A 17,974-nucleotide genomic window follows, 5' to 3' on the forward strand; every position below is an offset into this window, starting at 1 on the left:
GAGCGGTTGTGTACCGGGCGGCCGGGCGGGGGCTACGGCTCGGGGTGGGCGCCCGCCGGCTCGCGCACCGGCTCACGGCCCGCGGGGAGCGCGGGCACGTCGACGAGGCGGGGCAGGCGTTCCGCGCGGAGCACGGCGCGGGCCGCCGCGAGGACCTCCTCGTCCGACTCGGCGCCGGCCGCGTTCAGCGCGCGCAGCAACCGGTTGCGCCACACGTCGGGGTCCGTCTCGTACGCGTTCAGCACCCGCAGCCCGTATCCGCAGTCGCCGTCAAGGCGTCGGCGCAGCAGGTCCCGCAGGCCCGCGTGCAGCTCGCGCACGGGACCTCGGGTGCTGTCGGTGAGCGCGGCCGCCGCCCCCGTGGCCAGCGCGGTGGCCACCAACTCCGCCTCGGTCACTGTCTCCCCCACGGATAGTGCTGTGCCGTCGGCTTCCATCCTGGACCGCGCTGCTGAGCTGCCGATGAAATTCCGATGAGGTACGGGCCGCCGCCGTGAAATTCTTCGGTCACATGACAACGGCACGACCGGAATCGCCGATCCCGGTCGTGCCGCGGTGCTTCAGCCGGTGCCCCCGCCGCACGCGGTGGGGGGCGGGCCGGTCAGGGGAACTGGGTGATCTTGGACGGAACGGTGCTCGTGCCCGACGTGGGCGCTCCCGTGTTGTTCACGACATGGGCGTACTGACCCATGCCGCCGAGGGAGATGACCTGGATGTCGTGCAGCTTGACGCCCGTCTTGACGGGCACCTGGAAGCCGTGCGCCTGGACGATGGACGGGTCGGCCGTGAAGTTGCAGTAGCTGCCCAGACCCCACGCCTCGTGGACGTTCACGGTGTCGGCGACCTTGTAGGCCGCGTAGCCGACGATGCCGTCGTGGCTGATGGCGGCGGCGTTCGGGGCGTCGTACGCCTTCTCGTTCTGGAAGAAGATGGTGCGGCCGCGCTCACCGCTCCACAGCACGTCGTACTTGTTGAAGTGCTCGACGAACAGACCGGTGGCGAGGACGTCGTCGCCGTTGACCTTCAGTCCGTAGTCGGCGCGGTTGGTCTCCCAGCCGACTCCCGCACCGTGGTCGGCACGCCAGATCCAGGTGTGGTCGATGACGACGTCGTCGCTGTTGACCACGACGGAGTTGGTGGCCAGGCCGGGGCCCGCGCCGCCGATGCGGACGAACACGTCCTGCATGGTGGTCGGGTTGGCCGAGTGGTCGGCCGCCGCACCGTTCGGGCCGATCTGGAGCAGGGTGTCGGAGTTGGCGCTGCCGGCGTCGATGAGGAAGCCGGCGAGCCGGACACCGTCGACGTCGGCGACGTGCATGGCGTCGACGCCGTTGTCCGGGACGATGGTGGCCAGGCCGAGACCGAGCACGACGGTGTTCGCGCGGTTCACGTTGATGGTCTGGTCGAGGTGGTAGACCCCGGGCGTGAACAGCAGGTTGAGGCCCTGGGCCAGCGCGGTGTTGATGGTGGCCGCGGTCGCGCCCGGCTTGACCACGTAGAACTGGTCCAGCGGGAGCGAGGTGCCGGCGTTGGCGGGCCAGGAGACACCGCGCGCGTTGGTGCGCTTGGCCGGGACGAAGACCTTGTACGTGTTGCCGTCCAGGTAGAGGAACGGCTTCTCACGCGAGATCGGGGTGGTGTCCAGCGTGGTGTACGGGCCGTTGTCGAAGTTGGTCGCCGGGGCCCCCTGGACACCGGTGAACGTCATGTTCCACACGCCGTTGGTCCAACCGCCGACGGAGCTGTCGCGGGTGTACCACTGCTGCTGGGAGTACGGGCCCACGGTGCCGTCGATCTTCGAGTCGGCGATGTAGCCGCCGGAGGCCCAGCCGAAGCCGTTCGGGGCGAGGTTGAGACCGCCCTGGACGTGGATCCGGCGGAACGGCGCGGCCTGCGCGACGGCCCAGCGGTCGTCGCCGTTGACGGGCCGGATGGCGAGGTTCTCCGCCGAACGCCAGAAGTTCTGCGTGGCGTTGCCGTTGAACCAGCCGGCGTCGACGGTCACGTCACCGTTGATCTGCGTGTCGTCGGGGTTGAGGCCGAGACCGGAGATCGAGGTGTAGAAGCCGATCTGCGCGTTGATGCCGTTGTACGTGCCCGGCTTCAGCAGGAACTGGTAGCGGGCGCTGCCGAACTGGTTGGACTCCTGCTGCGCGAAGACCTGGTCGAACTTCTGCTGGAGGTTGGGCGTCGACGGGTCCACGACGATCACGTTGGGACCGAGGTCACCGCCGCCCTGCACCGGGGGTGTCCCGGTGGTCGAGCCGGTGTGGACGGCGACCTCCCACAGGGAGTAGCCGAACGCGGTGCCGCGTACGGTGCCGTTGATGCGGACGTAGCGGCCCTGGCCCGAGACGTCGTAGGAGGCCGTGCCGCCGGTGGCGCCGGTAACGCTCTTGAGGTTGTTCCAGGTCTGGCCGTCCGTGGACGCCTGGATCTGGAACTCCTTGCCGTAGGCGGTCTCCCAGTTCAGGTCGACCTTGCAGATGCTCTGCACGGAGCCCAGGTCGACCTGGACCCACTGCTGGTCGGACGCCTGGCTGGACCAGCGGGTGCCGGTGTTGCCGTCGAAGGCCGCGGAGGCGGGGGTGCCCGCGTTCTCCGTGGAGGAGGCGGAGGCCGGCCGGCCCTGGGCGGCATTGGCCGTGCCGCAGGTGGGCGCGGTGCCGCCGGCGCTGCCGAAGACCTGGAACTCCCAGAGGGAGTAGCCCCATTGCGTGGCGCGGTGGACGCCCTGCATCCGGACGTAGCGGCCCTGGCCGGAGACATCGATCGTGTCGATGCCGCCGTCGCTGCCGGTGACGGACTTCAGGTCGTTCCAGGTGCTGCCGTCCTGGGACGCCTGGATCTTGTAGTCCTTGCCGTAGGCGGCCTCCCAGTTGAGGACCACCTGGGTGATCGAGGCGGAGGCGCCGAGGTCGACCTGGAGCCACTGGTCGTCGCTCACTCCGGACGACCAGCGGGTGCCGGTGTTGCCGTCGACGGCACTGGCGGCCGGGGTCCCGGCGTTCTCGTCCGACGACGAGGTGGCGGTCTTGCCCTGGGACAGCGGTGCGTCGGCCGCGGCGGCCGGCAGCTGGGTGACGGGCAGGGTGATCAGCGCTGCCGTGGCGGCCAGCGCGACACCCAAGGATCTGAGTCTCATAAGAGGTCCCTGCGGGTGCGAAGAAGCTGAACAGGCCCGTGATTTCGCTTAGTTCACGTCTTGATTTAACTGATGAGGTCAGTCGTCGGGCAAGCCCTCGGCACCAGAAATCTTTCAACTACTGACTGCGGGCCGGGGGTTGGCACCGGCCCGCGCCTTCAAGAAGTGGCGTTCGCTTCGCTCGGGAGACCCGCGGCCCGCGTCAGGTCGCGATGTCCGGGTACGGCAGGGACATGTGCGCGAGCCGTCGCGCGTACTCGGTCTGGAAGCCCAGCGGGGGGTGGTCCCGCTCGAACATCCCGATGAAGAGGGTGAGCGTGAGGAAGGGGTGGGCGCCCATCTCGAACAGTGCGACGTAGTCGTGGGTGGCCAGCGCCTCGCGCTCGGTGTCGTCGAAGGCCAGCCAGGTGGACCGCTCCCCCGAGACGCAGTTCAGGATGCGGTTCGCGTACCGCTCCTCCCACATCGCGACGGTGCCGCGCGGGTCCTCCCGGTAGGACTCGACCAGCTCCGGGTCCCGGTCGACGGTGAACAGGAACTTGTTCAGCAGGTACTTGCTCACGACCGGCCGCCCTTCGGGTACCAGGTGAAGTACGCCTCCATCGTGTGGAAGAGGTCGAACGTGTCGACGTAGTCCGCCTTGCGCCCCTCCCCCGCCACGCCCATCATCAGCATGAAGTCCATGAAGCCGTGGGTGGCGTTGCCCGGCAGGTGGAGGCTGTCGAGGGTGACCTCGGACAGACAGCCCTCGATGTCGCCGGACGCGATCCACTCGACGGCCTTGCGGTCGAACTCGGGGTCGGGGCCGGTGGGCCCGAACTGCCGCGGCCCGCCCAGCTCCAGCGACAGATGCCCGGTGCCGATGATCGCCACCCGCTTGTCCTCGGGCCACGACTCCACCAACTCCCGGAGTGCCCGGCCCAGTTGGACGAAGCGCTGGGGGCGGGGCAGCGGGGGCGCGAAGATGTTGGTGTAGACGGGGACGATCGGCAGGTCGTTCTGCGGGCGCAGCGTGATGATCGGGCACGTGATGGAGTGGTCGATGCGCAGCTCGTTGGAGAAGGCGAGGTCGAAGCCCGCGTCCAGGCCACCGCGCAGGATGTGCGCCGACAGGTCCTCCTGCCCCTGGAGGACCATCCTCGGCAGGCCGAACTCCCGTTCCTCGTTGTAGAAGTTGGCGTCGTACACGGGCGCCTTGCCGACGAGGAACTGCGGCATGTTGTCCAGCCACAGCTGGTGGAAGTGGTCCGAGCCCACCATCACCAGTACGTCCGGGCGTGCCTTCGTCAGGGTCTCGCGGAACGCCTCCACCTTGCGCACCCATTCGTCCGCGAACGGCGGGCGGTCCTCGCCGGTGGAGGTGCTCGCGCGGTGGTAGAAGGGGTGATGGGTGGACGCGATCACCGCGACCAGTTCAGCCATGCGTGCCTCCGGGGGTGGGCGGGTGCGGCTCGGGCCCGAGCGGCTCGGGTGCGTAGGGGTCGGGGTCGACGGAGCGGTTGTTGAGGTCGACCGACAGGAACACGTCGTTCGCGACGGGGTGGCGCAGTTCCTCGGCGAGCTGGCCGATCAGTCCGGCGGTGCGGGCCAGCAGGGCGAAGCCGCGCAGGAGTTCCAGGGGCAGGCCGAGGTCGGCGAGCGCGGCGCCGCAGACACCCGCGCCGTTCAACGGCAGCGTACGGCCCAGCACCCGCGGATGGACCCGGCCGATCGCCGCGAACAGCGCGAGGTGCGGCCCGAACAGACCTTCCTCGGCGGCGATGTCGAGGAGCCTGGGGGTGCGCGGGTCGCCGTTCTTGTGGACGTGGTGGCCGAGACCGGGGACGAACCGGCGTGCCTCGCGCCGCTCCCGCACGGTCCGCAGGGCCAGTTCGTCCCATCCGGCGTCGTCGTCCGGGAGGGGGCCGTCGACACCGGTGAGCACGTCGTGCAGGAACCGGCCGCAGTCCTCGGTCACGCCGAGGAAGCGGGAGCCGCCGCCGAGCAGTCCGGCCGCGAGGGCGCCCTGCACGGAGTCGGGCGCCGACAGGTAGGTCAGCCGGGTCACGATCGCGGTGGGTGTGTAGCCGTGGTCGGCGAGCGCGGCGAGGACGGCCTCGAAGACCCGGGTCTCGCCGGGGGTCGGCCGACGCTGGGTGGCCAGCCAGAAGGCCAGTTCGCCGAAGCCGACCCGGCCCATGACGTCACGGGCCAGGTCGTGGCCGAGGAGCGTGATCGACTCCGGGGACGACGCGCCGAGGGCGGTGGGGTAGACGGGGCGTTCCTCAGCCATCGCCGTTCTCCTGCGGTTCCCCGAGCCAGGCGCGGATCTCGGCGCCGTGCTCGTCGAGTTCGGGTGGGGGCAGCCGGTAGGCGGCCGGGGTCGCGGAGAAGCGGATGGGGTGCCGGGTGGTGGGCACCGCCCGCTCCCCCTCGCCGACCTCCACGATCGGCTCCAGTTCGAAGCGCTCGGCCATCGCGAAGCCGCCGTCGATGGTGTTGATGGGGCCGCACGGCACCCCGGCCGCGACGAGCAGGTCGAACCACTCGACGGCGCCGTGCGTGACCAGCCGCTCGACCAGCAGCGGCCGCAGTTCCTCGCGGTGCTCGGTGCGGTCGGCGTTGCGCGCGAACCGGGGGTCGTCGGCGGCCTCCGGGACGCCCAGCACCTCGCAGAGCCTGCGGAACTGGCCGTCGTTGGCGGCGGTGACGATGAGGTCGTTGTCCGCGGTGGGCAGCGGCTCGTAGGGGAAGACGCTGGGGTGGGCGTTGCCCATCCGGTAGGGGACGACGCCGCCCGCCGCGTAGGCCGAGCTGTGGTTGACGAGGCCGGTGAGCGCCGACGACAGCAGGTTGACCTCGACGTGCTGGCCGGTGCCGGTGGCGTCGCGGTGGCGCAGCGCGGCGAGGATGCCGATGACGGCGTGGTTGCCGGCCATGACGTCGAAGACCGAGATGCCGGCCCGGTAGGGCGGTCCGTCGGGGTCGCCCGTGAGGCTCATCAGCCCGGAGATCGCCTGCACCATCAGGTCGTAGCCGGGCACGTCGCGGCCGGCGCCGGTGCCGAAGCCGCTGATCGAGGCGTAGACGAGCCCGGGGTTGGCGGCCCTGACCGTCGCGAAGTCGAGGCCGTAGCGGGTGAGTCCGCCGGGTTTGAAGTTCTCGATCAGCACGTCGGCGCGGCGGGCGAGTTCCCGGGCCGCCGCCGCGTCGTCGGGGTCGCGCAGGTCCAGTGCCACGGAGCGCTTGCCGCGGTTGACGCCCAGGTAGTACGTGGACACCCCGTCGCGCACGGGGGGCGTCCAGGTGCGGGTGTCGTCCCCTCCCGGGCCCTCGACCTTGACGACGTCGGCGCCCATGTCCGCGAGGAGCATGGTGGCGTAGGGGCCGGCCAGGATCCTGGAGAAGTCGGCGACCAGGACGCCCGACAGGGGGCCGCCCTCCCCCGTCCGTGCCGATCCGGTGCCGTCAGCCATCAGAGACCGCCTCCTCCCGCGCCGTCCGCTCTCCGGACGACCGTCCGCAACAAGCCTCGAACACGATCACGCCACGCGTCAAGAGCCGACGGGAGGGGGCGGGGGTCGGTCGCGGGGGTCAGCCGCGTACGACGTGGGGCGCGGTCTCCAGACGGGCGAAGTCGGCGCTGATCTCGCCCGCGGCCTGGAGCAGCAGCGGCAGATGGTGGTCGAGGAGGCGCTCCACGGAGGTCTCGGCCGCGTGCACGTTGACGTTCAGCGCGGCGACGACCCGTCCCGCGCCGTTGCGCAGCGGCACGGCGACCGAGCGGATGCCCAGCGTGAGCTGCTCGTCGGTGAGCGCCCAGCCGCGCGCCCTGACCTCGCGCAGCTCCGCCTCGCGCTCGGCGCTCCCCGGCTGCCAGCGCGGCACCAGGCCCGAACGGCTGGGCTCGGCGAGCACCGCGTCCACCTCGCCCGGGTCCAGCGCGGCGAGCAGCACCTCGCCCAGGGAGGTCTGGAGGGCCGGGAAGCGGGTGCCGATCTGCACGGCGAGGGAGACGATCTTCGGTACGGAGACCCGTGCGACGTAGACGATGTCGGAACCGTCGAGCTGGGCGACGGACACGGACTCGCCGGTCTGCGCCGACAGCTTCTCCATGTGGGGTCTGGCCACGTCCCACAGCCCCATGGACCGCACATAGGCCACGCCCAGGTCCAGGACGCGCGGCGTGAGCGTGAAGCCCGCCCCCTCCGCGCGCACGTACCCGAGTTCCTGGAGGGTGAGCAGGATGCGGCGGGCCGTGGGGCGGGCGAGGCCGGTCGCGCCGGCGACCTCGCTGAGCGACATGGCGGGCCGGTGCGGGGCGAAGGCGGTGATCACCTCCAGGCCGCGGGCCAGCGCCTCGATGAAGTCCGGTCCGGTGCCCTCGCGCGGCATGACGTCTCCTCGGAATGTCGGAATGGGTGGGTTCGGGACGGTGCGGGCGTCACCCTACTGCACCTGTCCGCCAGACGGACGGCGAGGACAATGGCACGACACCCCCTCCGCACCGGGACAGGCGCAGGTCGTACGGCGTCCACCGGCACCACGGCCGGCACCCTCCCTCCTCCCCGGCCCGACCGGCGGCCGGTGTGCGGACGGTCCGCCCCCGAAGTCCCGCCAGGACCGCCTCGATCGGCCCCGCGTACTTCCTTGACAGCGCTCCGGAACCTGCCCAGAGTGACACCCACCACTATTTGACCGCAGGGCGGACGCTCGTCCGGGACTCGGAGAGGTGTCCGGCCGTGGTCGCGCACCCGCGGTGAAGGAGTCCACTGATGAGCGAGTCGAGCGAGTTCCGGCCGGGGCGGCCCCTGGTCCTGCGCGGCGGGACGGTGCTGCCGATGGACCACACGCGCCAGGTGCTCACGGGCGCCGACGTCCTCGTCGTCGACGACCGGATCGCCGCGGTCGGACACGGGCTGGAGGTGCCGGAGGGCACCGCCGTCATCGACGCCACGGACGGCATCGTGATGCCCGGCATGATCGACACGCACCGCCACATGTGGCAGACGGCCATGCGGGGGTACGGCGCCGACTGGACCCTGACCCAGTACTTCGTCTGGTACTACCTGGAGTCCGGCAGGCTGTTCCGCCCCGAGGACGTGCACGCGGGCAATCTGCTGGCCGCGATCGAGGCGATCGACGCCGGTGTCACGACGGTGGTCGACTGGTCGCACGGCCTGCAGACCGTCGAGCACGCCGACGCCGCCGTGGACGCCCTCCGGTCCGTGCCGGGCCGCTTCGTGCTGGCGTACGGCAACATCCAGCAGCCGCCCGCCGAGTGGACCGGCAGCCCCGAGTTCCGGGAGTTCGTGCGCCGCCGGATCACCGGGGACGACATGCTCGGCTTCCAGCTCGCCTTCGACGTCACCGGCGACCCCGCCTTCCCGGAGAAGCCGGCGTTCGAGGTGGCCCGTGAACTGGGCGTGCCCGTCACCACGCACGCCGGTGTGTGGGGTGCCACCGGCGACGACGGCATCCGGCTCATGCACGACAACGGGTTCATGACGCCGGAGACGGTCTACGTGCACGCCGCGTCGCTCTCCGCCGACTCCTACCACCGCATCGCGGCCACCGGCGGCTCCGTCTCCGTCTCCACGGAGAGCGAGCAGAGCGCGGGCCAGGGCTACCCTCCCACCTGGACGATCCGCGCCCACGGCATCCCGGTGTCGCTGTCCATGGACACCAGCGTCTGGTGGAGCGGCGACCTCTTCTCGGCGATGCGCACCACACTGGGCGCCGACCGCTCCCGCGAACACCTCCGGGCGCACGAGAACGGGGAGACCGTCACCCAGGCCGCGCTGCGCGCCGAGCACGTGGTGTCCTGGGCCACGCGGGGCGGTGCGCACGCGCTCGGCCGCGGCGACCTGGGCACGCTGGAGCCGGGCCGGAAGGCCGACCTGGTGCTGATCAAGAACGAGCACTCGCCGGTGTCGTTCCCGCTGCTCAACCCGTACGGCCATGTGGCGTTCCAGGCGCAGCGCGGCGATGTGCACACGGTCGTGGTGAACGGCAGGGTCGTGAAGCACGACCACCGGCTGGTCGGCGTCGACCTGGGCGCCGCGCGCCGGGAGATCGAGCGGACGGTGGAGCACCTGCGCTCCTCGCTGGGCGAGGAGGGCTGGGCCAAGGGCATGAACCCCGACATCCCGGAGACCAAGGTCCTCGACAACCCGTACACGTACACGGACTACCGCAGCGACTCGACCCACGGCGGCTGACCCGGCGCGGTGGGGTGGGGTGCGGTGCGGAACGGTCGCGACCGGGTACGTGTGATCAGGCACCCGTGACACGCACACGAAGGGGACGCCAGCACATGCGCATCGACCTGTCGGACCGCACCGCACTCGTCACCGGCTCCACCCAGGGCATCGGCTACGCGATCGCCGCCGGACTCGGCCGGGCCGGCGCCCGGGTGGCCGTCAACGGCAGGCGCCGTGAGTCCACCGAGGAGGCGGTGGAGAAGCTGCGCGGCGAGACCGGCGGCGACCTGTTCCTGGCGGCGCCGGGCGACCTGTCGACCGACGAGGGCGAGCGGGCCGTGCGGGAGGTCGTGCCCGACGTGGACATCCTCGTCAACAACCTGGGCATCTTCGGCGCCGCCCCGGCCCTGGAGATCGACGACGCCGAGTGGCGGCGCTACTTCGAGGTCAACGTCCTCACCGCCGTCCGGCTGATCCGCGCGTACCTGCCGGGGATGACGGAGCGCGGCTGGGGCCGGGTGCAGTCCATCGCGAGCGACTCCGCGGTGGTCACCCCGGCGGAGATGATCCACTACGGCATGACCAAGACCTCGCTGCTGGCCGTGACGCGCGGGTTCGCCAAGGCCGCCGCGGGCACCGGGGTCACGGTCAACTCGGTGATCGCGGGGCCGACGCACACGGCGGGCGTCGAGGACTTCGTCCACCAGTTGGTCCCCCGCGAGCTGCCGTGGGACGAGGCCCAGCGCGAGTTCATGCTCAACCACCGGCCGCAGTCGCTCCTCCAGCGGCTCATCGAGCCCGAGGAGATCGCGAACATGGTGGTCTACCTCGCCTCCCCGCAGGCCTCGGCCACGACGGGCGGCGCACTGCGGGTGGACGGCGGCTACGTGGACTCGATCCTCCCCTGACGGACAGGATCGTCGAGCACCGGGCACGGCCGCGTATCGCCGTGCCGAACCGCGATCGGTGCGGATGCCCTCCCCCGGGAGCGGGGCACCCGCACCGACGCGGGGTGGGTCAGGCCAGGCCGAGCTGCTGGAAGAAGTTCTGGTTGTCCCAGAACAGGAATTCCTCGTCCATGGTGCCCTGGCGGTTCCAGATGCCGACCGTCGCCATGTTGATCGCGTACTTCTTGCCGGTCGGCTGGATGAAGCCGCCGTTGCCGTCCGGCATGGGCCGGGTGAAGGTGCCCTGCATCACGCCGGTGACGGCGGTCAGTTCGTTCTTGGCCACCCGGAACGGGTGCGACTCGACACGGGTGTCGGGTGCCCAGACGAACAGCGCGGCCAGATCCTGGATGTGCTTGTCGATGCCGTCGGTGAAGTGTCCGTCGGGCCAGTGCACACGGATGTTCCGCGCGTGGCTCTCACCCAGCCGCGCCCAGTCGGCGTGGGTGAAGATCTCGAAGTCCAGCTCGTCGAACTTCTCCAGGTGGTAGCGCTCGACCGCCGTGAGGTTGGCGGGGAAGGGTGGGTTCGGCACGGGGGTGGTGGCCGGGTCCGGGTAGAGGCTCGGGTGGTTGTGGGAGGTCGCCGCGAGGCTGGTTCCCTCGGCGACGGCGGTGAGGGCGAGCGCGCCGAAGGCGGCGGCTCCGCCCTTGATCAGCGAACGACGTTCCATGACGACTCCTCGGTCGGGATCGGTCGAACAGAAGGAAAGGTGCGAGAAGGAGCAGGAAGGAGAGAGGGAGAACCGGAGAGAACGGGGGAAACGTGGGTGACGGTCCGTCAGACCGGCAGGTCGGTCGGCAGGTCGCGGCGGGCGTTCACCCAGATCACATCGGTGAAGTCGGCCAGGGCGTACGGCCCCGAGCGTCCCCAGCCGCTGTCCCGCACCCCGCCGATCGGCGCCTGGATCTCGTCGTTGACGGTGGGCAGGTTGATGTGCACGGCGCCGGACTTGATGCGTCCGGCGAGTTCGAGGGCACGGTAGGTGTCGCCCGACAGCACGGACGCCGTCAGTCCGTACAGCGACCGGTTGACGATTTCGACGGCCTCCTCCGCGTCCGCGACGGGCTGGACGAGGACCACGGGACCGAAGGTCTCCTCCTGGGCCACGGTCGCGTCGTCGGGGACGTCGACCAGGATCGTGGGCTCGTAGACCCGGCCGTCGTAGGTGCCTCCGGTGACCAGGCGCGCGCCCTTGGAGACCGCCTCGGTGACCCGGGCGTGGACGAGATCACGGGCCCGGTCGTTGATCAACGGCCCGATGAACGTGCCGGGTCGGTGCGGGTCGCCGGACACCAGCTCGCGGGTGCGGGCCGTGAAGCGCGCGAGGAACTCCTCGTACAGGCTCTCCTGCACGAAGATGCGGCGGGCGTTCAGGCAGACCTGGCCCTGGTGGATGAAGGCGCTGTAGACGGCCACGTGCACGGCGTCGTCGAGGACCACGTCGTCCAGCACGATCAGCGGGTTGAATCCGCCCAACTCCATGACCGAGCGCTTCAGTTCACGTCCGGCGCGCTCGGCGAGCATGCGTCCGGTGGGCACGCTGCCGATGAAGTTGATGCAGCGGACCTCGGGGTCCTCGAAGAAGCGGTCGGCGATCGGACCGGCCGCCCCGGGGGCGTGGGTGACGACGTTGACGACACCGGGCGGGAAGCCCGCCGCCTCGGCGACCTGGGCGACGATCAGACCGGCGGAGATCGGCGCCTCCTCCGAGGGCTTCACCACCACCGTGTTGCCCGCGGCCAGCGGCGCGAGGACGGTGCGCCAGGCGAGCACGTTGGCCCCGTTCCAGGGTGTGAACGAGGCGACCACACCGAGCGGCCGGCGGACGGCCGTGGAGTAGGTACCGGGGGCGTCGGTCCGGAGGAGTTCCCCGGCCGGCAGGTAGACCCAGTTGGCGGCCTGGCGCAGCATCGCCTTGACCAGGTCCTGCTGGAAGTCGGCGAACGGCAGGGTGCAGCCCGTCTCGCGGGCCATGACCTCCGCGATCTCCTTCCGGCGCTCCTCCACGATCCGCGCCGCGGCGAGGAAGAGGTCGGCCTTGGCGGCCGGGGGCAGCGCCGCCCAGTCCGGGAAGGCCGCGTTGGCCGCCGCCACGGCCCGCTCCGCCTCCTCGGCGCCGCCGGCCGATATCTGCGCGTACACCTCCCCGGAGTACGGCTCGAAGTCGTCGAAGGTCTTCTCGGAGCGGATCCACTCGCCGCCGATGAAGTGGCCGTAGGTGGTGACCGCGACGGTCTCGCCGGTCCGTGTCATGCCGAACTCCGTTCCGCTCCAGGAAGCGCGCCGGGCGCCCACACGCCGGGAACCGGTCCCGGGGGGCGACGCGATGAATGTAGACTATACCGTATAGTATAGTGAAGGGCGGCGGAATCCCGAGAGTGCCGGCAACCCGCCGGTATGCTGCTGTCCTTCAGCGCAAGGGCAGTGAATGGGGAGTCTGATGCCGGGCCGAGCCACCGCCGCACCCGAGGAACGACAGCGGCGGCCCCGCGGTCAGGAGCTGCGGCGACGCATCCTGGACGCGGCGCGCAACACCTTCCTGGCGGAGGGTTTCGAGGCCAGCATGGACACGGTCGCGGCGACCGCGGTCACCACCAAGGCCACCGTGTACAAGCACTTCGGCAACAAGGAGGCGCTGTTCGTCGCGGTCATCGGGGAGGAGCTCGACCACGCGCTGGAGGAGCCCGTCAACCTGGTCGCCTCCCGGCTGGCACAGTCCTCGCACGTCCGTGAGGACCTGATCGACGCCTGCCGCGCCTGGGTCGCGGGCATCGCCGCACCCGACATGATCAGCCTGCGCAACCTGGTCGCGGGCGAGGTGCGCCGCTTCCCCGAGGTCGGCGAGGCATGGCGGGAGCGCGGTCCGCGCCGCTTCCACCCCGTGGTCGCCGACGCCCTGCGCCGGCTGGTCGCCTCGCACCGCCTGAGCATCGCCGACGTCGACCTGGCCGTGCTCCAGCTCTCCGGGCTCGTGGTGTCCCCGAACCTCGTCTACGGCGCCTACGGCGACCCCGTGGACGCGGAGACCCGTGAGCGCCTGATCACCGCCGGTGTCGACATGTTCGTCAGTCACTACCAGTACCGGGCCGACGTCTGACGGCGGCGGCCCCCGACCGAAGGGGCCGCCGTGGCCGATGACGACGCGATCGCCCGTCTGTCCGCCGTCGAGCTGACCGAGGAGTACGCACGGGGACGGCTGTCCCCCGTGGAGGTCGTGGACACCCTGCTGGAACGCGCGGAGCACCGGCGCGGGCTCAACGCGCTGCTCGCCGTCGACGCCGAGCCCGCCCGCGCCGGGGCACGGCAGGCGCTGGAGCGCCATCGCGCGGGCCGGGCCCGCCCGTTGGAGGGGGTGCCCGTCGTCGTCAAGGACCTCATCGACACCGCGGGGCGGACCACCACCTACGGGTCCGCCCTGTTCGCCGGGCACGTCCCGCCGCGGGACGCGACCGTGGTGGCACGGGTGCGCGCGGCGGGCGGCATCGTGCTCGGCAAGGCCGCGACCCACGAGTTCGCCTGGGGCATCACCACCGACGGCGGCATCGCGGGCCCGACACGCAATCCGTGGGACCCCGCGGTGGTGCCGGGCGGCTCCAGCGGGGGCTCGGCCGCGGCCCTCGCCGCCGGGCTCGCACCGCTCGCGCTGGGCACCGACACGGCGGGGTCCGTCCGCATACCGGCCGCGTTCTGCGGGGTGGCGGGGCTCAGGCCGACGTTCGGGGCGGTGCCGGCGGACGGGGTGTTCCCGCTGGCCCCGTCGCTGGACACGGTGGGGCCCATGGCGAGGACGGTGGCCGACCTCGAGCTGCTGCTGTCGGTCCTCGCACCGGGCGGTGCGGCGCGGACCCCCGGGTCCCCGCTCACGGTCGGCCTGTGGGAGCAGTCCCACCAGGCGCCGCGCACGCCCGCCACGACCCGTGTGTTCGACGCCGCCGTCGCCGCCCTGGAGGGCGCGGGCGCGCGGATCGAGCGGGTGGACTCGCCCCCGCCGCCCGCGCTGTACCCGACCATGGCGACGTGCATCGGGGCGGAGGCCGCCGCCGTGCACCGGGCGGCGGGGCTGTGGCCCGACCGCGCCGCCGGCTACCACCCCGGGGTCCGCCACCGGGCCGAGCGGTCCGCGGCGATCCCGTTCGAGCGGTACGCGCAGGCCCAGCGCGACCGGGCCCTGACGACCGCGCTGGCGGGGCGGGTGCTGGGGCGGGTCGACGTGCTGCTGACGCCGGTCTCCGGTGTGTCCCCGGCCCCGATCGGCCACGACGCCGTGCCGGACGCCCCGGAGGCGGTGGAGTTCCGGGAGCGGGTGATGGCGTACACCGCGTTGCAGAGTCTGACGGGCCTGCCCTCGTGTGTCGTACGGGCCGGCTTCGACGACGCGGGACTCCCCGTGGGTGTGCAGATCACCGCGGCCTGGGGCCGGGACTCCACGGCCCTGGCCGCGGCCCGTCTGCTGACGGACGCCCTGCCCGAGGTGCAGCGGCGGTGGCCCCGGTAGCCGGCCCGGTCACCAGATGGAGGCGAGCAGGCCGGTCAGGTCCGTGCCGGTGCCGTCGAGTTGGGCGGTCGACTCGGGGTAGCGGTCCATGACCTGGCGGGCGATCGCCGCGAGGTCGGTCCGCCGGATGCCCACCTGGCGCAGCCGGGTGGGCAGTCCGGCCCCGGCGGCCAGCCGGGACAGCGCGGCGGCGGCGTCCCGCGCGCCGCCCGTCGCCGGGGAGCGCGGGTCGACGGCGCCGAGGGCGCGGGCGACCAGGTCGAGGCGCCGGGGCACCACCGGGCCCATGGCGGCCGTCACGGCCGGCAGGGTGAGCCCGGAGGTGTGGGCGTGCGGGACGCCGTAGGTGCCGCCGAGGACGTGCCCGATGCGGTGGCTGAGGCCGAGGGTGAGGCTCGCCGGGGTGAAGTAGCAGTACCAGGCGGCGATCTGGCACTCCTGGCGGGCGTCCCACGACCGCGGGTCCAGCGACTCGGGGAGCGCCTCGGCGAGCCGGTGGACGCCGGCCTGGGCGAGTTCGTCGAGCACGGGCCGGACGCCGGAGCACAGCAGCCCCTCGACCGCGTGGTCCAGCGCCTTGAGCGCGGAGCCCGCCCACAGCCACTGGGGGGTGGCCTCGGTGAGTTCGGCGTCCAGGACCACCACGGCCGGGGTGACGTCCTCCCGTGTGTGCGTGTGCTTGGCCGTCGCTCCGTCCCGCTCCTCGGTGACGCCGTAGTGGTCGGCGAACTCGGCGCCGGACAGGGTGGTGGGTACGGCGACGAGCGCGACCGGCGGTCCGCCGTCCTCCTCGGCCAGGCGGGCCGCCACCGCCTTGCCCGCGTCGATCACCGAACCGCCGCCGCAGCAAACGACGGTGTCGGCGCGGGCCGCGCGCACGGCCGCCGCGGCGGCGTCGACCGCCGACCGCGGGACATGGGCGGGGAGGGCGTCGAACCCGCCCGCGTACCGGGCCCCGCAGTGCGCGCGCACGCGCCCGAGGGACACGCCCTCCTGCACCAGGGACCGCGACGTCATCACCAGCACCCGCTCGGCCCCGAGGCCGTCGAGCAGGTCCGCCAGCCGGTGGATCGAGCCGGGTCCCCACACGACACGGCGGGTGGGGAGGAACGCCAGCTCCCCCGGCGGGAGTTCGTGCTGCCAGGCCGTTTTCACTTCGGGCTCCGTGGTGCTGGTGGTGGACGGGTCACACGGACAGTCGGTCGAACCGCGGCAGCAGCGCCGCGGCGTTGTTCCACTCGACGTCCACGACGGTGTCGGCGTCGAAGAAGTCGCGGACCGCCGCGACCGACTCCGCCGTGGTGGACTCCGGCATGAACGGGTAGTCGGTGCCGAACAGGATGCGGTCGCCGCCGACGAACGTGCTCAGGGCGGCGAGCGCGGGCCGGTTCGCGGCCATCGCCGTGTCGTAGTACAGGTTGCGCAACGAGCCGAGCACGTCGCGCGGCTGACGGTCCTCCAGTCGCGGGTTGATGGTGGCGGCGTAGGTGAGCCGGTGCGCGAGGAAGGGGACCGCTCCCCCGGCGTGCGAGACGATCATGCGCAGTCCGGGGTGGCGGTCCAGGGTGCCGCTGTAGAGCAGGTTCGCCACCATGCGGGTGGTGTCGAAGGTGAACTCGTAGAGCGACGGCGGCAGTCCGAACGTCGGCTGGTCGGTGGCGGCCGGCTGGGCGGGGTGCACGTGGATGAGCGCGTCCCGCTCGGCGAGGGCCGCGAGGACGGGCTCGAAGTGCGGGTCCCCCAGATAGGTGCCGCGGTGGTTGGTGAACAGGCCGATGCCGTCGAGGCCCAGCACGTCCAGCGCGAAGTCGATCTCGGCCAGCGCGGCGTCCACGTCCGGCAGCGGTATCAGCGCGAACGCGCCGTACCGCTGGGGGTGGTCCGCGCACAGCTCGGCCATCGCCTCGTTGGTCGCGCGGGCCACGTACGCGGCCTCCTCGCCGGTGGCGAAGGCCACGCCGGGCGCCGTGATGGAGACGATCGCCGTGCGGATGTCGTAGCGGTCCATGAGGTCGAGGTCGGTGTCGACGTCCCAGCGCGGGTAGGCGACGCCCGCGATCGGGTCGTCGAGTCCCGCCCGGTCCATGGCCCGCAGATAGGCGTCGGGGATGACGTGGTGGTGCACGTCGATACGGTGGGGCGCCATGGGGCGTCCGCCTTTCTGTGCGTGTGTCGGTGGGGTGCGTGGGCCGGGCGCGGTGCTCAGTCCAGCGGCTGGGTGCGCTGGAGTTCGGCCAGCAGGTCGTCCTGCCGCTCCTCCAGCCAGCGGGGCAGTTGGAGACAGCTGCCGAGGCTGTCCAGGCTCTCGTCCTTGAGGAAGCCCTCCGGGTGGCTGCGGGTCGCCTCGAACATCGCGCCGGCCGGGGTGCGGAAGTAGACGGAGTAGAAGTAGTTGCGGTCCCGGGGCTCGGTGACGTCGATGTAGCCCATCGCCTCCAGGTGGTCCTTGAACTCCAGCTGGACGTCGGCCTCGCGGACGTCGAAGGCGACGTGGTCGACGGTGTTGCGCATGTAGCCCCAGGTGCCCTGCGGGACCTCGGGCCGGTGGTCGATCTCGACGACCTGTCCCGCGGCGCCCTCGGCCATGCTGTACGAGGTGACCGCGCCGTCCTTGTCGCGGGTGCGCAGCCCCATGCCCTCGTGCAGGAACATGTCCAGCTCGTCGACCTCGCGGCTGCACACGGTGACGCTGTGCACCCCGCGGATCGCCGCCGCCTCGGGTATCCCGCCGCCGGCCCAGGGCAGCCGCCCGTCGACGGGCACCTCGACCATCTGGTACTCGATGCCGTCCGGGTGCGCGAACCGCAGGCGCCGCTCGCCGAGCCGCTCGAAGGGTACGGCGTCCACCCCGAGCGTGTTCAGCCGGTCGTGCCAGTACGTGACGCTCCCCGCCGGGACCGACAGGGCGATGGAGCTGACCTGGCCGGAGCCCCGGCGCCCCTCGGGCCGGTCGGGGCCGAAGGCGAACGAGGTGAGCAGGGTGCCCGGCTCGCCGTACTCGTTGCCGTAGTACAGGTGGTAGAAGGGCCGGGCCCCGTCCAGGAGCACGGTGCGCTTGACGTTGCGCAGCCCCAGGACGCGGACGTGGAAGTCGACGTCGCCCCGCGCGCTGGTGACCGTCGACGTGATGTGGTGATAGCCGTGGAACGCCACGGTGAACCTCCCTTGCCGGTGCCCGGAGGCCCTGACCGCGTCCGGGCGT

16 protein-coding genes are annotated in these 17,974 nt (G+C 72.0%); 4 read left to right on the plus strand and 12 right to left on the minus strand.

The features are described from left to right. Positions 1-32: 32 nt before the first annotated feature. The 7 genes from AB0F77_RS36775 to AB0F77_RS36805 form a co-directional block, all read right to left on the minus strand. Entirely contained in the window at positions 33-410 is a 378-nt protein-coding gene (locus AB0F77_RS36775) for a hypothetical protein (protein WP_361957051.1), read from the minus strand. Between the two features lie 191 nt (positions 411-601). Further along, positions 602-3,145, minus strand: coding sequence for a discoidin domain-containing protein (locus AB0F77_RS36780; RefSeq protein ID WP_361957054.1), 2,544 nt, complete (start codon positions 3,143-3,145; stop codon positions 602-604). Between the two features lie 202 nt (positions 3,146-3,347). Beyond that, positions 3,348-3,707, minus strand: coding sequence for a hypothetical protein (locus tag AB0F77_RS36785; protein WP_361957057.1), 360 nt, complete (start codon positions 3,705-3,707; stop codon positions 3,348-3,350). Next, positions 3,704-4,567: an extradiol ring-cleavage dioxygenase gene (locus tag AB0F77_RS36790; RefSeq protein ID WP_361957060.1), complete on the minus strand. Its 864-nt coding sequence runs from the start codon at positions 4,565-4,567 to the stop codon at positions 3,704-3,706. Before AB0F77_RS36790 ends, AB0F77_RS36785 begins: the two co-directional genes overlap by 4 nt. Beyond that, positions 4,560-5,417 carry a citryl-CoA lyase gene (locus tag AB0F77_RS36795; protein ID WP_361957063.1) on the minus strand — a complete coding sequence of 286 codons (858 nt, stop codon included), beginning with the start codon at positions 5,415-5,417 and terminating at the stop codon, positions 4,560-4,562. Before AB0F77_RS36795 ends, AB0F77_RS36790 begins: the two co-directional genes overlap by 8 nt. After that, complete coding sequence (locus tag AB0F77_RS36800) at positions 5,410-6,600, minus strand: CaiB/BaiF CoA-transferase family protein (RefSeq protein WP_361957066.1); 1,191 nt, start codon at positions 6,598-6,600, stop codon at positions 5,410-5,412. Before AB0F77_RS36800 ends, AB0F77_RS36795 begins: the two co-directional genes overlap by 8 nt. A gap of 118 nt (positions 6,601-6,718) precedes the next feature. Next, positions 6,719-7,519 (minus strand): IclR family transcriptional regulator C-terminal domain-containing protein, encoded by an 801-nt coding sequence (locus AB0F77_RS36805; protein WP_361957069.1) that lies wholly within the window; start codon positions 7,517-7,519, stop codon positions 6,719-6,721. 380 nt (positions 7,520-7,899) lie between these two features. Between AB0F77_RS36805 and AB0F77_RS36810 the strand changes: the two genes are divergently transcribed. Continuing rightward, entirely contained in the window at positions 7,900-9,345 is a 1,446-nt protein-coding gene (locus tag AB0F77_RS36810) for an amidohydrolase family protein (RefSeq protein WP_361957072.1), read from the plus strand. A 95-nt stretch (positions 9,346-9,440) separates the two neighbouring features. Then, positions 9,441-10,235, plus strand: a complete 795-nt coding sequence (locus AB0F77_RS36815) for an SDR family oxidoreductase (protein WP_361957075.1) — start codon at positions 9,441-9,443, stop codon at positions 10,233-10,235. A gap of 109 nt (positions 10,236-10,344) precedes the next feature. Here AB0F77_RS36815 and AB0F77_RS36820 read toward each other — a convergent pair whose 3' ends face one another. Together AB0F77_RS36820 and AB0F77_RS36825 are read right to left on the minus strand one after the other, a co-directional pair. Next, on the minus strand, positions 10,345-10,947 hold the full coding sequence (locus AB0F77_RS36820) for an ester cyclase (protein WP_361957078.1): 603 nt from the start codon (positions 10,945-10,947) through the stop codon (positions 10,345-10,347). A 107-nt stretch (positions 10,948-11,054) separates the two neighbouring features. Then, positions 11,055-12,530 (minus strand): aldehyde dehydrogenase family protein, encoded by a 1,476-nt coding sequence (locus AB0F77_RS36825; RefSeq protein WP_361957081.1) that lies wholly within the window; start codon positions 12,528-12,530, stop codon positions 11,055-11,057. Positions 12,531-12,717: 187 nt separating this feature from the next. Here AB0F77_RS36825 and AB0F77_RS36830 point away from each other — a divergent pair, with 187 nt between their 5' ends. Both AB0F77_RS36830 and AB0F77_RS36835 read left to right on the plus strand, forming a co-directional pair. Next, positions 12,718-13,374, plus strand: coding sequence for a TetR/AcrR family transcriptional regulator C-terminal domain-containing protein (locus tag AB0F77_RS36830; RefSeq protein ID WP_361957084.1), 657 nt, complete (start codon positions 12,718-12,720; stop codon positions 13,372-13,374). Between the two features lie 30 nt (positions 13,375-13,404). Beyond that, complete coding sequence (locus AB0F77_RS36835; RefSeq protein ID WP_361957087.1) at positions 13,405-14,772, plus strand: amidase; 1,368 nt, start codon at positions 13,405-13,407, stop codon at positions 14,770-14,772. A gap of 9 nt (positions 14,773-14,781) precedes the next feature. Here AB0F77_RS36835 and AB0F77_RS36840 read toward each other — a convergent pair whose 3' ends face one another. Genes AB0F77_RS36840 through AB0F77_RS36850 form a run of 3 tightly spaced genes read right to left on the minus strand, consistent with a single transcriptional unit; the run spans position 14,782 to position 17,925 of the window. Then, entirely contained in the window at positions 14,782-15,927 is a 1,146-nt protein-coding gene (locus AB0F77_RS36840) for an iron-containing alcohol dehydrogenase (RefSeq protein WP_361957089.1), read from the minus strand. A gap of 31 nt (positions 15,928-15,958) precedes the next feature. Then, a complete protein-coding gene (locus AB0F77_RS36845) occupies positions 15,959-16,918 on the minus strand; it encodes an amidohydrolase family protein (protein WP_361957092.1) in 960 nt (319 codons plus the stop codon). A gap of 56 nt (positions 16,919-16,974) precedes the next feature. After that, complete coding sequence (locus AB0F77_RS36850) at positions 16,975-17,925, minus strand: hydroxyquinol 1,2-dioxygenase (RefSeq protein ID WP_361957095.1); 951 nt, start codon at positions 17,923-17,925, stop codon at positions 16,975-16,977. Positions 17,926-17,974 lie beyond the last annotated feature (49 nt).

It is taken from the genome of Streptomyces sp. NPDC026672 (genome assembly GCF_040638185.1).
Classification (GTDB): domain Bacteria; phylum Actinomycetota; class Actinomycetes; order Streptomycetales; family Streptomycetaceae; genus Streptomyces.

Coding starts and splice junctions, on each gene's coding strand:
- AB0F77_RS36825 (WP_361957081.1), bottom strand. CDS start 12,530: ATGACACGGACCGGCGAGACCGTCGCGGTCACCACCTACGGCCACTTC.
- AB0F77_RS36780 (WP_361957054.1), bottom strand. CDS start 3,145: ATGAGACTCAGATCCTTGGGTGTCGCGCTGGCCGCCACGGCAGCGCTG.
- AB0F77_RS36800 (WP_361957066.1), bottom strand. CDS start 6,600: ATGGCTGACGGCACCGGATCGGCACGGACGGGGGAGGGCGGCCCCCTG.
- AB0F77_RS36805 (WP_361957069.1), bottom strand. CDS start 7,519: ATGCCGCGCGAGGGCACCGGACCGGACTTCATCGAGGCGCTGGCCCGC.
- AB0F77_RS36815 (WP_361957075.1), top strand. CDS start 9,441: ATGCGCATCGACCTGTCGGACCGCACCGCACTCGTCACCGGCTCCACC.
- AB0F77_RS36820 (WP_361957078.1), bottom strand. CDS start 10,947: ATGGAACGTCGTTCGCTGATCAAGGGCGGAGCCGCCGCCTTCGGCGCG.
- AB0F77_RS36795 (WP_361957063.1), bottom strand. CDS start 5,417: ATGGCTGAGGAACGCCCCGTCTACCCCACCGCCCTCGGCGCGTCGTCC.
- AB0F77_RS36830 (WP_361957084.1), top strand. CDS start 12,718: ATGCCGGGCCGAGCCACCGCCGCACCCGAGGAACGACAGCGGCGGCCC.
- AB0F77_RS36845 (WP_361957092.1), bottom strand. CDS start 16,918: ATGGCGCCCCACCGTATCGACGTGCACCACCACGTCATCCCCGACGCC.
- AB0F77_RS36790 (WP_361957060.1), bottom strand. CDS start 4,567: ATGGCTGAACTGGTCGCGGTGATCGCGTCCACCCATCACCCCTTCTAC.
- AB0F77_RS36810 (WP_361957072.1), top strand. CDS start 7,900: ATGAGCGAGTCGAGCGAGTTCCGGCCGGGGCGGCCCCTGGTCCTGCGC.